This is a genomic window from Paenibacillus phytorum (genome assembly GCF_013141715.1).
GTDB classification, from domain to species: Bacteria; Bacillota; Bacilli; order Paenibacillales; family NBRC-103111; genus Paenibacillus_E; species Paenibacillus_E phytorum.
On sequence record NZ_WHOA01000031.1, the window covers coordinates 1 to 13453 of the forward strand.

Genomic DNA, 13453 nt, shown 5'->3' on the forward strand with positions numbered 1-13453 from the left:
AATGAAAAAGATCACCTTCGGGTGATCTTTTTCGTTTGAACGGGCACTGGAAGAGAAGCTGTATGGGTTCGACCGTCCGTGAAGACATCATGGAATATGCCCAAGTAGGACGAGCGTCCAAATATACCACTAGCCGCTTCCATAGGAAGCATTTTAAATAAGAATTTGGAGTATTCCCGCCGCCCGCTTTAATGAAAAAGATCACCTTCGGGTGGTCTTTTTTTCGTTTGAAAAGGAAAGGAAGTCCGTGAACTTAATTTGTAATTTGGAGTATCCCCCTCACATAATTTAATAAATAGAAATGGGGAATCCTCTGCTGTATCAACCCCTTGAGAAAAACCTTTTTCATGGTAAATTTAATAGTGAAGTGATACAACAAATCATGTAAACCGATGTTCAGGGTGGTGCAACGCTTGTCATCGAATCGGAGTAGTCAATTAATTTAAATACATAAAGGAGTACAAAACCCATGACTCTAAATAAAAGAAATAGACTAGTTGAAGTGAGCAGAACGCTAACTATGGTTGCACTAGGCGAAGCTTTTGCCGATGTAGTCATTAAGAATGGAATACTCGTCAATGTGTATTCTGGTGAATTACTCGAGCATATGGATGTTGCTGTTGCCGCTGGGAGAATTGCGTATGTAGGGAATGCAGACCATACCATTGGGGCTCAAACGGTCGTTATCGATGCCGCAGGGAAGTATATGTCTCCAGGATTTTTAGATGGTCATATGCATGTTGAAAGCACGATGCTTTCCGTCACCGAATTTGCCAAAGCGGCATTAGCCAAAGGAACAACGGGGATTTTTATGGACCCTCATGAAATTGCCAATGTATTTGGAGCAGAAGGTGTAAGACTGATGCATGAAGAGGGGCAGCAGCTGCCTCTCAAAGTATTCACGACCTTCCCATCCTGCGTACCAGCGACTAACGGCTTAGAAGATGCAGGTGCAAGCTTAGAAGTGACCGATATTAAAGAGGGACTGCAGTGGGATAAAGTGGTCGGACTAGGTGAAGTCATGAATTTCCCTGGTGTCGTTTACGGTGATCCGAAAATGTGCGGGGAGATTGAAGAAACGATCAAGAGTGGTAAAACCGTCACAGGACATTTTCCAAGTGATGATGATCGTATGCTGCAAGCGTATATAGCATCCGGCGTGACATCTGATCATGAAACCGTAACAAGGGAACAAGGTCTTCACAAAGTCCGCATGGGCATGCACCTTATGATTCGTGAAGGTTCTGCCTGGCATGATGTCAAAGAGGTCATTAAGGTGGTAACCGAAGATAAGGTCAACACCTCCAATATTTCGCTCGTTACGGATGACGTAAATCCGCAAACTTTGGTGGAGAAAGGGCATCTCAATCATGTGGTGCGCCGCGCAATCGAAGAGGGTGTCGATCCTGTAACAGCGATTCAGATGGTAACGATTAATGTGGCGCGCTATTTTAAAATGGAGCAAGATTTGGGCAGTATTACTCCCGGTAAATGTGCTGACATTTTATTGCTGGATAATTTACAGAAGGTCGAGCCTTCAACTGTCATTACTGATGGTCAAGTTGTTTTTGATTATGGCATGCTTACGGTTGATTTCCCCGATTTCGTCTATCCCGAGCACATCCGTAATTCCATGAACGTTAAGCGAGAGCTTACGCCTGAGGACTTCAAGCTTGTAAGTCGCAGTAATCAGGAAAAGACGAAGGTTAATGTCATTAACGTTATTGAAAATAGTGCAAGAACAGAAAAAATGACAGCAATGCTGGGTGTTGAGCAAGGGATCATCCAACCAGATGTTGAGCAGGATATTATTCGTCTCGCCTGTATCGAGCGGCACCGTGGAACGGGTCAAATTTCACTTGGCTTTACGCATGGCTTTCAATTGAAGGTAGGTGCGGTAGCCTCTACAGTGGCGCATGACAGTCACAATCTAATTGTTATGGGGATCAATGAGCAGGATATGGCTTTGGCAGCTAATGAGCTTGTCAAAATGGGAGGCGGCATGATCGTTGTAGAGAACGGTAAAGTGCTGGCTCAAGTACCGATGACCATCGCAGGCCTCATGTCAGATAAATCATTGCTTGAAGTCGTTAAAGAGGTTGCAGAGCTCGAAAAAGCGTGGAAACAAATGGGCTGCCCGCTGAACGCTCCGTTTATGACATTCTCATTAATTGCTTTACCTGTTATTCCTGAAATTCGGATTTCAAACCGAGGTCTTGTCGATGTTACACAGTTCAAGCTAATTGAAGTGGAAATTGGTTAAGTGGCTAAATAAATAGGTCCAAAAGGACTTATCCTTTTTATTCTTTTTAGAAGGATGACGTTCGGCGCGGGAGGTTTGGATGGTTTGCGGGAGGCTAGGAACGAGCTCAGCTTCCATCCTGACTGCGATTTCGGTTTCCTCGATAATCGGCAGATCTAGGGTGGTGGCTACCTCATCTCGAATTTGGTGCAACAAATTCAATTGCTGTTCAAATTCGTCTACACGTTTGGAAAGCAACATGTTCTCTTGTTTTAGTTTTTTTATAAGCTCATATAGTAATTTCATGGTTAGCTTCGGTTTCTCTGATTGCTCATTTTCTTCGTTATTATTAGTGGGAGACAGCAGCAATATCAACTCTTCATCACTGATTACCTTGTTTGACACAGTATGGCCCCCTTAAATTAATGAATCTCGCTGAGCTGCCCATCCGTAAAAAGATAATCTTTGGGAAGAAGTGAAAGATTAATGGTCCGGCTGCAGTCGATATACTGTGGGTAAATAACTTGGATAGTTTCAACTTCTTGAATTGGATTGCTAATCGGATAGTTAATGATTTTATTCTTTTTGATTATATCTATAAAAAGATGAAACATGATGGAGATAATTAACAATCCCGTTGCACATAGCTCTAAATTTTGAATCATAAATTAGCCCTCCTATGAATCTTTTTTCATAGATTAACGGATTAGAAGTAAAATGTCGCTCGAAAACCGTTGTCGTTTTGTAAGCTTTTATGAAGAGTTAAACTGAATATATGGCGGAATTAGGGTGACGATGGTATTTTTAAAAAGTATATTGTTGTTAAAACGCACAATCTTGTCTATCAATGAAAAAAACAAGGATGGAGTGCTCAACATGTTCAGTAAAAATAGTCAGATTCAGACCTATTTGGAGCGTATCGGGTTTAAAGGTTCGCTCGATGGCAGCGCAAGGACACTGGCCGACCTGCAGGAGTGTCATCTTCACACGGTTCCGTACGAAAATTTGGATATTATGAACCGCATAGCTTTATCGTTGGATCCTCAGGATGTATATCAAAAGATTGTCGTGCGCGGGCGCGGTGGCTACTGCTTCGAGCTGAACGCTTTATTCGGCTGGCTGCTGCGGGAGCTTGGCTACTCGGTCACTGACTTGGTTGCTCGATTTTGGCGCGATGAACCGAACACACCACCGAAACGACGTCATCACGTCCTGAAAGTAGAAGCAGAAGGCACAACTTATTTGTGTGATGTCGGAGTAGGCGGGATTGTCCCCCGCAGGCCGGTCGCATGGATCGAAGGTCTTGAACAGCATCAAGGCGGAGAGTGCTACCGTCTCGAGCGCGATGCCTATTACGGTTGGATGCTATGTGAGCAGAAGAACAAGGAATGGAACCGCATCTACTCGTTTACGGAGGAGCCTCAGCTGCCGAAGGACTTCACCTTTGCGACCTTCTGGTGTGAGAACGCCCCGGATTCGATATTTACCAAAAGCCCAATGGTAGCCATGCGCACCCTGGAGGGACGAAATACGCTGGCTGGCCGAGAGTTTCGCATCTTTACATCCGCGGGGGTAAGGACTTTCACTCCGCAGACTGAAGAAGAGTATAAGACTGCCTTGCAAGAGCATTTTGGTATTCATCTAGATTAATCATGAATGTAGTCAAGTACTACAATAGTGGGATTTTCATTTATTCAACGTCGAAGAGGAGCCCGAAAGGGGGCCCTTTTTCTTTTTATAACTTGAAGTTGTTATCTAATTACGAAAGTGATAACTTTCTGTCCTCAATTTCTAACGCTTTCTGCTGCTCTTTGGTGAAAGTACAACTTAGCTTTGGTAGTCCAGTGTATTTGTTGATGTAGATAGTTCTTGCAACGCCGTGAATGAATTTCATTTGTTTGGTCCATTCTTTTGGGTTGAACATGGCCATCAACTCCTTATATATATATTTCCTGCAAATTCTCCACGATAGCGATGTTGGAAGCGCTTTATTTTAATAGTATGTTCAAAGGATATGGTTGATGCATCGAGCAAAAGTACTTCAGAACAACGCGAAAAGACAAATCAGTGTCATCCAGCAGGAAAATGTCATATTCCATGGTACAATTAGGGAGGATATCTCCTATCATCAGCCTGAGTTTGGTTATCATCATTTGGAGTGGGGAATTGAGGGGAGGGTGCGCGTGACCCAAAGAATAATAAAAGCACCGCAAGGCTTAGCAGCATCACCATTCAATCAAAGCGTTTTGAAGCTCAAAGGGCTCACAGTTATTGAATCGTGCACCAACACGGTAGGAAAACAAGGGACTATGTTCTTAGAAGACTACCTTCTTATGTTTGTGCTGAATGGCACTTATACGGTGATCAGGTGTACGTTGTTCATAAGCATGAAATGGTACTGTTGCAAAAATCCATTGTCATTGAGTATGAAAAATCAGGCGAACCTAATCAGGCTTACTTATTAGAGTACATGATGTTTTTTCTAAAAGATGAAGTGCTCAAAGACTTTATTAAAATGGCGGACATTCAATCTGCGCAGCCAACAGTGTTGGTACCTATTTTTGTGAATCCGATAAGTGAACGACTGTTAACCTATTTAGAGTCGCTTAAACCATATTTCAATGAACCCGATAACATCGAGGACGGATTAATTAAAATTAAGTTGTTGGAATTGTTGTTTGATCTTACCCATGCCAACAAAAATATCATGCAGCAATTACTTCAACTGAAGCAGCAGGTACGATCCGATATCTCAACCGTCGTGGAACAAAATATCTTGAATCCTGTTTCAGTGAATGATTTGGCTTATTTATCGGGCAGAAGCTTGTCCAGTTTCAAACGGGATTTTCAAACGATTTACAACACGTCCCCATCACTATGGATTCGGCAGAAACGCTTGGAGAAGGCCAAAGAATTATTGACCTATTCGGCCATGTCAGTAACGGATGTTTGCTTTACGACGGGCTTCGAGAATGTTGCGCATTTTTCGAGGGTTTTCAAAGAGTATTTTGGCTATACCCCGTCCTCTTACAAGCAACAGTTAAGCTAAAAGCAAACAGAGATCTTAGTTCGGCACCCGCCGGGCTAAGATTTTTTTATTTGAGCTAAATGGACAAATACTTTGGGCTTTTTGGAAAAGTAGGTCGGAATGCGCAGTGATAATCTTAGGTCATGAAATATTCAATTCAAAAATGACGACGAGAAGGAGACAACATATAATGACAAATCAAAAAGTATGGTTCATCACCGGCGCATCCAGAGGCTTCGGATTGGAAATTACAAAAGCTGCTTTAGCGGAGGGCAACAAGGTGGTAGCCACCGTTCGCAGCAAGCCTGAACAACTAGCCGCGCAGCTTGAGAACAACGAAAATTTATTGGTAACTGTGCTGGATATTACGGACGAAGCTCAAGCCTTAGATGCAGCGAAACAAGCAACAGACAAATTCGGAAGAATTGACGTGCTAGTCAATAATGCTGGTTATGGATTGCTGAGTGCCGTTGAGGAAGCTTCGAATGAAGAAGTGAAACAAAATTTTGATGCCAATGTTTTCGGTTTACTAAACGTTACCCGCGCAATTTTACCCTACATGCGTAAGCAGCGCTCGGGACATGTCATCAATATTTCATCAGTAGGCGGATTAAACGGGTTTGTAGGTTGGGGGATTTATGGTTCCACCAAGTTTGCTGTAGAAGGCATTACGGAGTCCATGGCTTTGGAATTAGCTCCTTTAGGGATTTACGCAACCGTCGTGGCACCAGGCTTTTTTAGAACTGAATTCCTTGATCCAACATCTTTGATAAGAACCGCTCATGTCATCGATGACTATGCGGGTACAGTGGGAGAAATGCGAAGCTTTGCAACACAAGTTAATAAGAAACAACCTGGAGATCCCAAGAAACTAGCACAAGCTATCATTAAATTAGCCAACGCTGAAAAGCCACCGGTTCATTTACCGCTAGGCAATGACACGCTTGATATGTATAGAGAAAAGACGGCAAAATTTGAAAAAGACATTGAAGACTGGTATGACATCATTACAGGAACGGACCACGATGATGTAAGGGGGTAAAGTTGCAATTAATGAGTCGGAATAGGGACTAGTATTTAATCTTGTTCACAACTAAGACAAATGGACAAGAATGACCGAATATACATATACGGAATCATCAGAAGTTGTTTATCAACTAGGAGGTGTTTCGGTATGGTTTATTGGTTGTTGGCCGTTATCGTGGTTGTGGTTGGTTTATTGATTTACATGAACGTGAAGAAGCGCAAAGTGGTACCATCGTCTGATTTGCAAACACATAAGTCGTGCGCGTATTGTAACGAGGAAATTGCAATCGATGCAGCTGTATGCAAGTACTGTAGGGGTGTTGTCGTAAATTGAGGCTGATATAATGAATAACAAATGAAGCAGCGGTCAGTTCGCATGAGTGTGAGCTGGTCGTTGTTTTGTTTTTTTGCTAATCAGTCGTTCATACGAATAACATGGGGCTGTCCTATAAGTAGGTAAATCTACTTATAGGACAGCCCCATACATACCGAAACGCTAACTCTTCCTATTCCTTTTACCAGACTCCTTGGCATCAATGGTATCCAGGAAATCATTCGTTGTCCGAACGACATACTTAACCTCATCAAGTCCTCTCTCCATGAGCATACTTTTGTGAATATCAAGGATCAGCTTTTTCTCATGAATTCCTTCACCATCAAGCTTCTGAAAATTGAACAACTCGCTAGGATCAATTTCTAAGGCATTCATTAAGACTTCCAACGTAAGAAGTGAAATACTTCTTTGACCTCTTTCTATATCGAAATGTGAGATTTACTCATACTATCCTTACCTGTTTTTTCAGCCAACTGATCTTGTGTTAAGCCCTTTAATTTTCTAACCATTCTTAAACGCTCGCCAACCAGTCTTAAAAAATCGGACATCTCATTCACCTCAAATTGAGGTTATTTAAATCGTTGATAAAAAGAGATACCCGTATAATATGATAAATTATATAAAATCCTGTATAAATGGTACTCTAGTGTCCCATTTTTAAATATAATCACCAAAAAGTTGGCGCTCCACCTCAAAAAAGTGTAACATCAATCTAATAACAGCAGACAGAAGGAGCTTGAATCATTTGACCATTGAATTAAATAACGAAATACCTCCCAATTTAGAGGAACTAAAAAAATCGGCTAGCCGTACATCCAATTGGAGAGAACGTCTAGAAGCCGTTGAAGCATTAGGCCAGTATAACGACCAACAAACCATTAACATACTAGCGCGTATGATGAGCGGTGATACTGTATATCCCATTCAAGAGGCTGCTTACCGCAAACTCAGAGCATTTGGTGAGGATGTTCAGCTGCCGCCAAGGAAAAAAGGTGACTTGATTAAAGGTGCAGGTAAAGTTTTTGTGCGCATTAAGAAGAGCTTGCCGGAAGGTCATACGTTTGAAGAGTTTAAAGAGAAGTTACAGAAGACCAGAAGTGATGTATATGATACGTACGAAGGCGACAAAGGGTCTGACTTCGATCAATGGCTTGAAACCACATGGGCATCGTTGCTGAAAAAATAAGAAGCACCACATAATGGAGTGAATACATGAGCAAAGCGAAGGGTAAAGGCGGAACCGGTAGAGGGACAGACAGTAAAGGCTGGAACCGATGGCAAGCTAGTGCCAACAGAGCGAAGAGTGCCCCAAAACCTTATAAAAGTAAAGGTCTATTAGCAGCAGCCAAAGCTGCCAAAGCCGCGAGTAGCAGCAATGGCGAAAAGCCTAAAGCATAGCGGCTGCTGCTCATAGGTCTCATCTCAAATAATCACACCCTCGGCATCCTGCCGGGGGTATTTTACCTGCAGCACGAATAAAATCGTTCAACATAACTCATATTATCGAAGTTACTATTCCATTCATTAAAGGAGACTTCGAGATGCAGCAGCAAACGCCAAATAACAACATGACACAAGGCATGCAGAACATGAATCATGGGGGGCATGAGCTCTTTGATTTGCACGAGGTGTTAGCCTGTACGATTAATGTGTTGGATCAGTTCATGATCTTCAGACAGTTCGTCCAAGATAACGAACTTCTGGATATTTTGGATCGTCAATACAACTTTACGCTGTTCCATTACAACATAACGGCAGAGTGCTTTTCAACTGGGCAAAAACCGAGTCAAGAAACGCAGACGTATATGATCCGAAATCTATCGCAGCCGATCTACGGTATCAAACCTACACAGCCCAAAAAGCCGAATCAATCGCTAGCTGATGTGAAGGATGCAGGCATTAGTGCGCATATGCTAGGTCTTATGAAAACTCATGCATCACTCTTGACGATGACATCCGTTGAGGTGACGAACCCTGCTGTACGTCGTGTTCTGGCTTCCCAAGTACAGAATTTTATCGAAATGGCCTATGAAATCTTCTTGTATCAAAATAGAAACGCCTACTATCAAGTTCCTCAGCTAGAAGTCAATGATATGCAAAAAATGCTTAACACCTTCGTTCCGGCACAAGGAATGCCGCAAATGCCACCTAATAACAGAGCAGGAGCTGTACACTAAATTTAAAATAAACCAGCATCGGTCCCATCAACCCATGCTGGTTTTTCTTTGCTTTTTAAGCTTTATTTATCATGGAAGAGAAGGGGCATTTAGGAGCGACACTTTCATCATCACGCAAGAAATACTGTTCCCACTCTAGGTTATCGGATTGACCGTACCATTTCAAAGAGGGATGCGCTGGAACGCCGTCGTACTCGACTAGCTTCTGACGAATCAACTTTTTCATATTACGGCCAAAAGGGGTTGATTCATTGATTTCTTCGAATACCCACCGGGGCTGGAAGGTGATAAGGAAATTAGGAGTCCGTCGGCTCTTCCGAATCTCGTGGGCAGGGGTCCCACAAAAGGCGAAATACGGATGCCCATTATAACAGAACTCCCAGGAATGATGCGAAGGATCTGACGAAATATGTGAAGGCCATGGGACCTCATCTTTAGCGCTAACTCGGCTTAAAACCGACCAAAACAATTGTTCATAATCTTCTATGGAGAAGCCTTTGGCTAGTTCGTCCGGTGTATTAAAAAAAACGACTAGTGAAGCATATTTTCCTGTTTCACGCGAACAATCGCCGTATTGTTGCAAGAGCTTAGCGACATCATTGATGGCTTCCTCGGATCTAGGATCTCCTGCAAATCCGAATCGTAGACTATTAGAGATAAAGCCAAGACGGCCGGGTATACAAGGGTACATCTGGTCCGGATCATTAATCATATGACCAAATTTGCGAAATGCCTCCTGCTGCCATTCAGGCAGATCGGCATGATGATCTTCAAACCAGTCTTTGGAGATTATATTAGCCATGACAAAACCCTCCTTCATCCATTCGGTGCATACTATGCGAAGGAGAAAAGGTGGGTGAATGTCCTTAGTTCATAATTTCAACATCAATAGGTGTGCAAACATACCCATTACAGGCGCTTTCTGAACAGGGACAAGCAGATACCGCCACGAATAGGTCCGTCTCTGCGTGAAGCTCGACATAGTCGCCAGCTTTGGATAGCGGCCTTTCTATCCTGATTTGTCCAGAAGGCAGAATAACCGTGTTCATAAAAAAGTTCAAAGAATAGTGTTGATCCGGAGCTGGAATGCTGAACTGAGCAAGGGCTTGATTTAGATTATAATAGCAGCTTGCATGGTTTTGTTTATCGTATAGCAATTCATACATTTCAGAGCGGCAAGGAGAGTTAATGAAATCGTGCTGCCCTACGGTATCAGCCACAACGGAGAGCAGTGGGCTATATGTATTGGAGTAGAGAAGATCCCCAGGCTTTATTTTCATCGCACGCAGCACATCCATGGTAACCCCTGGATCCAGACGCACGCTGGTGTCGTCGGCACGATAGGCGACAAAGTCAGCAATCTGCTCGCCCTTCACATCGGTTATACGGACGACTTGTCCTTTTCCAAGCTTAAAACCAAGCCCTTGCGTTGAGGGAATTCGCCATTTTTGTTTGATCATTGGTGTCCTCCTGCAGCATTAGGTACGATATTATCTTTTCAGTATGGCTACTCGGAGGAGGTGTCATTCAAGCGGAATTTTGAGTGCTTATTTCTAGCTGTTTCAAACCTACATAGATAAGGGTATTTTCATAGAAGGCGAGTTGTTATTATTGGAAATAAGCCATTAAATTGTGTGAGTTTAGGGGCGGAGGTATTATCATAACGATTTGTATAAGCTTTTTAGTAAATATTTGTATTCTGATAACTTGTGCATATTTATTCAACCTTGGCTTTAAATATCTGTTTCAGCATGCATCTTGGACCGTGAAACAGACGGTGCTTGTCGCCATTTTTATAGGTTCAGGTTGGTTAACGATGTTCTTTGGTGTGAGGGTATCTGAATACATGCTCTTTGATTTGAGAGTCGTTCCCATCATTTTCGGAACACTTTTGTTCCGTAAACACTATATATTACTCATTATTGGATTTGGAATTGCGCTGGCCAGGTACACCATTACCGGCATTAATCCACAATCCTTTACGGGGTCGCTTAATATTATGCTGATGGGTTGTTTGGCGGCGATCCTTGTGGCTAAATATCAAAAAAGCGCCTGGAGCTATAAGAAAAAAGCGCTCATTTCCATCCTCTCAATTAACTCGCTACAGGTCATAGGTATTGCTAGTTTCGGCGCTGTGCCTAAGAGCATTTATTTGACTAAAGTTGCTCCTTACACTTATCCAGCTGCCCTATTACTTAGCGCCTTCTTTGTCTTTATTATACGGGATTTCTATAAGGAGCAGCAGCGGGCGGATAAGATACGTAATATGAATGTGATTCTGCGAAAACAGACTAAAAGACTTAGACAATCGAAGCGTGAGCTTGAGAAGAAGGCGCAGCAGTTGGCGCAAGCTTCAATCTATAAATCAGAATTTATTGCCAACATGTCCCATGAACTGAAAACGCCGCTAAACAGTATAATTGTTTTGTCAGATCTGATAAGAGAAAGTGAAGACGTAACGAGTTTAAAAGAAATGAATCAATATGCAAATATCATTTATACATCGGGTAATGAATTGCTTCAAATGATTAATAGCGTATTAGATTTATCTAAAATCGAAGCGGGTAAAATGGACATGCTGTGGCAGCCAGTCGTTATTGAAGAGCTTACCCATTACATAAAACAACAATTCGAGCCCATGATGGCTTCCAAAAAGCTGCGCTTTGACGTGACCGTGGGAAAAGATGTGCCATCGATCATTCAAACAGACTCACAAAAGCTCAACCAGATACTTCGTAACCTGCTCATGAATGCGATGAAATTCACAGAAGAAGGCAGGATTACCTTATCCGTTGAAAGTCGGGACAACAACGATGATTCATCTAAGTGGATCGACTTTGCCGTTCGCGACACTGGTATCGGCATTGCCCTAGACAAGCAGCAGTTGATATTTGAAGCATTCCAGCAAGGGGATGGAGCAACGAATCGTAAATATGGAGGAACAGGTCTTGGCTTATCCATCAGTTTGCAGCTTGCCAAATTGCTCGGTGGTGCCCTCACGCTTCAGAGTGAGCAAGGTATTGGCAGTAAGTTTAATCTTAGCCTGCCTTTGCAAGCTTGGATGGATCATTCAGAGGATGCCGGCTAGCCGTATCTAATTCTAAATCTCATCTTTGCATCCATATCCTTACCTGTGTAAGATAATAATGAATAAGATTTTTGTGGATGAGGTGGGGTTTCATGGTTTTCGGTGCGCGCGTGTGGAAGACGGGGATTGCTGTTGCTTTGGCCTTATACATAAGTGCTTGGCTCAATTTCACCCCTCCAGTTATTGCAGCCGTCGCGGCAATCTTTGCTATGCAGCCTTCGATCTATCGATCTTGGCGCTATTTCCTAGAGCAGCTGCAGACAAATATTCTAGGCGCGGCATTGGCTCTGCTTGCGGGTATGTTTTTTTCTAATAACGTGATTGCTATTGGAATTGTATGTATCATTGTCATCATCATAAGTTTAAGAATGGGTATGGAGGAAACGATCGGCCTTACCTTAGTTACCGTGGTAGCGGTCATGGAGGCTTCCGGAGAGTGGCAATTTGCCATCAATCGATTGCTGCTGAGTTTGATTGGTATCGGTTGTGCATTCGTGGTGAATGTCCTATTCTTTCCACCTAAGCCCAAAGAGCAATTCGCTGCACAGATTCGTACTATTTTTGCCAAAATGTCGCTCCTCCTTCGCACGGTTATCTCTAATGAAATGAAAGAGACCGTATTCCGTGAGGAAAAAGAAGGTCTGCGCAGCGGCTTGAAGTCTTTATCGGATAAGTACAGACTCATGGAAGAAGAGATTAAGAAGATCAAGGGAAGCGGGTTAAACCGCATTCGTGAACTCGTTGTTTACAAGCAGAAGCTTCTCGTGATGTACAAAGGGCTTGAGGTTCTTGAAGCTGTGGATGAGCACTATTTTCAAACGTCCCGCACACAGGCAATCGATGTCTATTTCGATGATCATTTGGAAAAGCTAATAAAGTTCCACGAGCACGTTCTGTTGAAATTCGATGATAAGCTCAAGGATGACTGTTCAGAAGGTATGGAGATGGGAGCAGAGAACGAGCGTTTCATGACCGTACTCATCGACCGTTATAATAAGCAGCCGGAAGGAATGTTGCGCTTGTCGATTGTGGCTGCGGCTATGTACGACTATGGTCATCAAATAGCTCGGTTGGATAAGCTGGTTGAGCATGATCATCGTGGAGAGACAGAAGAGAGAGAACCCCTCGATTTATTGCTCAAAAGCATTAGATTAAAGTAGATTAGAACACTTTTTCATAAAATAGTATTACTGAGCCTTTCGTTTGTCAGATGTTCTGGCCTCGGGAGGTTTCTTCATAAAAAATTAATTAAAGGTTGCTTTACGAAATTGTATGTGCTATATTATGATTCTTGTTCCAAACGGACAAGCAGCAAGCGATTATAAATGAGTCTGAACGTGTTGAATATCTTCACGAATGGATAAATAAAATAAAAGCTTGCAAATGAAATTCCAGTATGGTATATTACTTCTCGCTGCTTCGGTAACAAGGCAGTGAACGAAAGAAATTGATCTTTGAAAACTGAACAACGAGTGAGTAAGCATGAACGAGAAATCGTTCAAAAAGAGATTGCAAAATCTCGCTAGCAAGTCAATGAGCATTTCAGCTTTCAGATATA

18 protein-coding genes are annotated in these 13453 nt (G+C 42.6%); 11 read left to right on the forward strand and 7 right to left on the reverse strand.

Going from position 1 to position 13453, the window contains the following annotated elements; genetic code table 11:
* Positions 1–469: 469 nt before the first annotated feature.
* Positions 470–2263: an adenine deaminase gene (ade, locus tag GC098_RS05385; RefSeq protein WP_171641661.1), complete on the forward strand. Its 1794-nt coding sequence runs from the start codon at positions 470–472 to the stop codon at positions 2261–2263.
* Here ade and GC098_RS05390 read toward each other — a convergent pair.
* A complete protein-coding gene (locus tag GC098_RS05390) occupies positions 2240–2647 on the reverse strand; it encodes a hypothetical protein (RefSeq protein ID WP_171641663.1) in 408 nt (135 codons plus the stop codon). The two genes, ade and GC098_RS05390, sit on opposite strands and share 24 nt — an antisense overlap.
* Positions 2648–2664: 17 nt before the next feature.
* The gene (locus tag GC098_RS05395; protein WP_171641665.1) at positions 2665–2907 is read right to left on the reverse strand and encodes a hypothetical protein; all 243 of its coding nucleotides are present in this window, start codon (positions 2905–2907) and stop codon (positions 2665–2667) included.
* Between the two features lie 211 nt (positions 2908–3118).
* On the opposite strand from GC098_RS05395, the gene GC098_RS05400 reads away from it, so the two are divergent.
* The 5 genes from GC098_RS05400 to GC098_RS05415 all read left to right on the forward strand — a co-directional run bounded on the left by GC098_RS05400 (position 3119) and on the right by GC098_RS05415 (position 6630).
* The gene (locus GC098_RS05400) at positions 3119–3892 is read left to right on the forward strand and encodes an arylamine N-acetyltransferase family protein (protein WP_171641667.1); all 774 of its coding nucleotides are present in this window, start codon (positions 3119–3121) and stop codon (positions 3890–3892) included.
* Between the two features lie 371 nt (positions 3893–4263).
* Positions 4264–4707: a hypothetical protein gene (locus GC098_RS39800; RefSeq protein WP_246358438.1), complete on the forward strand. Its 444-nt coding sequence runs from the start codon at positions 4264–4266 to the stop codon at positions 4705–4707.
* Positions 4635–5291 carry a helix-turn-helix domain-containing protein gene (locus GC098_RS39805; RefSeq protein ID WP_376773837.1) on the forward strand — a complete coding sequence of 219 codons (657 nt, stop codon included), beginning with the start codon at positions 4635–4637 and terminating at the stop codon, positions 5289–5291. The genes GC098_RS39800 and GC098_RS39805 overlap by 73 nt, the downstream gene beginning before the upstream one ends.
* A gap of 169 nt (positions 5292–5460) precedes the next feature.
* Positions 5461–6312, forward strand: a complete 852-nt coding sequence (locus tag GC098_RS05410; RefSeq protein ID WP_171641669.1) for an oxidoreductase — start codon at positions 5461–5463, stop codon at positions 6310–6312.
* A 132-nt stretch (positions 6313–6444) separates the two neighbouring features.
* Positions 6445–6630 carry a hypothetical protein gene (locus GC098_RS05415; protein ID WP_171641671.1) on the forward strand — a complete coding sequence of 62 codons (186 nt, stop codon included), beginning with the start codon at positions 6445–6447 and terminating at the stop codon, positions 6628–6630.
* 162 nt (positions 6631–6792) lie between these two features.
* Here GC098_RS05415 and GC098_RS39810 read toward each other — a convergent pair whose 3' ends face one another.
* Together GC098_RS39810 and GC098_RS39815 are read right to left on the reverse strand one after the other, a co-directional pair.
* A complete protein-coding gene (locus GC098_RS39810; protein WP_246358440.1) occupies positions 6793–7005 on the reverse strand; it encodes a hypothetical protein in 213 nt (70 codons plus the stop codon).
* A gap of 44 nt (positions 7006–7049) precedes the next feature.
* Positions 7050–7178, reverse strand: coding sequence for a helix-turn-helix domain-containing protein (locus tag GC098_RS39815; protein ID WP_312879991.1), 129 nt, complete (start codon positions 7176–7178; stop codon positions 7050–7052).
* 197 nt (positions 7179–7375) lie between these two features.
* Here GC098_RS39815 and GC098_RS05425 point away from each other — a divergent pair, with 197 nt between their 5' ends.
* From GC098_RS05425 to GC098_RS05435, 3 genes are all read left to right on the forward strand, one after another.
* Positions 7376–7816, forward strand: coding sequence for a HEAT repeat domain-containing protein (locus tag GC098_RS05425; RefSeq protein WP_376773838.1), 441 nt, complete (start codon positions 7376–7378; stop codon positions 7814–7816).
* Positions 7817–7842: 26 nt separating this feature from the next.
* On the forward strand, positions 7843–8028 hold the full coding sequence (locus GC098_RS05430; RefSeq protein ID WP_171641675.1) for a DUF3934 family protein: 186 nt from the start codon (positions 7843–7845) through the stop codon (positions 8026–8028).
* 143 nt (positions 8029–8171) lie between these two features.
* Positions 8172–8807 carry a spore coat protein gene (locus tag GC098_RS05435; RefSeq protein ID WP_171641677.1) on the forward strand — a complete coding sequence of 212 codons (636 nt, stop codon included), beginning with the start codon at positions 8172–8174 and terminating at the stop codon, positions 8805–8807.
* Positions 8808–8862: 55 nt separating this feature from the next.
* Here GC098_RS05435 and GC098_RS05440 read toward each other — a convergent pair whose 3' ends face one another.
* The gene (locus GC098_RS05440) at positions 8863–9609 is read right to left on the reverse strand and encodes a YqcI/YcgG family protein (protein WP_171641679.1); all 747 of its coding nucleotides are present in this window, start codon (positions 9607–9609) and stop codon (positions 8863–8865) included.
* A 64-nt stretch (positions 9610–9673) separates the two neighbouring features.
* Entirely contained in the window at positions 9674–10267 is a 594-nt protein-coding gene (locus tag GC098_RS05445; protein ID WP_171641682.1) for a DUF1989 domain-containing protein, read from the reverse strand.
* A 305-nt stretch (positions 10268–10572) separates the two neighbouring features.
* Here GC098_RS05445 and GC098_RS41105 point away from each other — a divergent pair, with 305 nt between their 5' ends.
* On the forward strand, positions 10573–11895 hold the full coding sequence (locus GC098_RS41105; protein ID WP_171641684.1) for an ATP-binding protein: 1323 nt from the start codon (positions 10573–10575) through the stop codon (positions 11893–11895).
* 92 nt (positions 11896–11987) lie between these two features.
* Entirely contained in the window at positions 11988–13055 is a 1068-nt protein-coding gene (locus GC098_RS05455; RefSeq protein ID WP_171641686.1) for an FUSC family protein, read from the forward strand.
* Between the two features lie 159 nt (positions 13056–13214).
* Here GC098_RS05455 and GC098_RS39510 read toward each other — a convergent pair.
* The coding region (locus GC098_RS39510) for a hypothetical protein (protein ID WP_216625163.1) at positions 13215–13453 on the reverse strand (239 nt) is incomplete at its 5' end.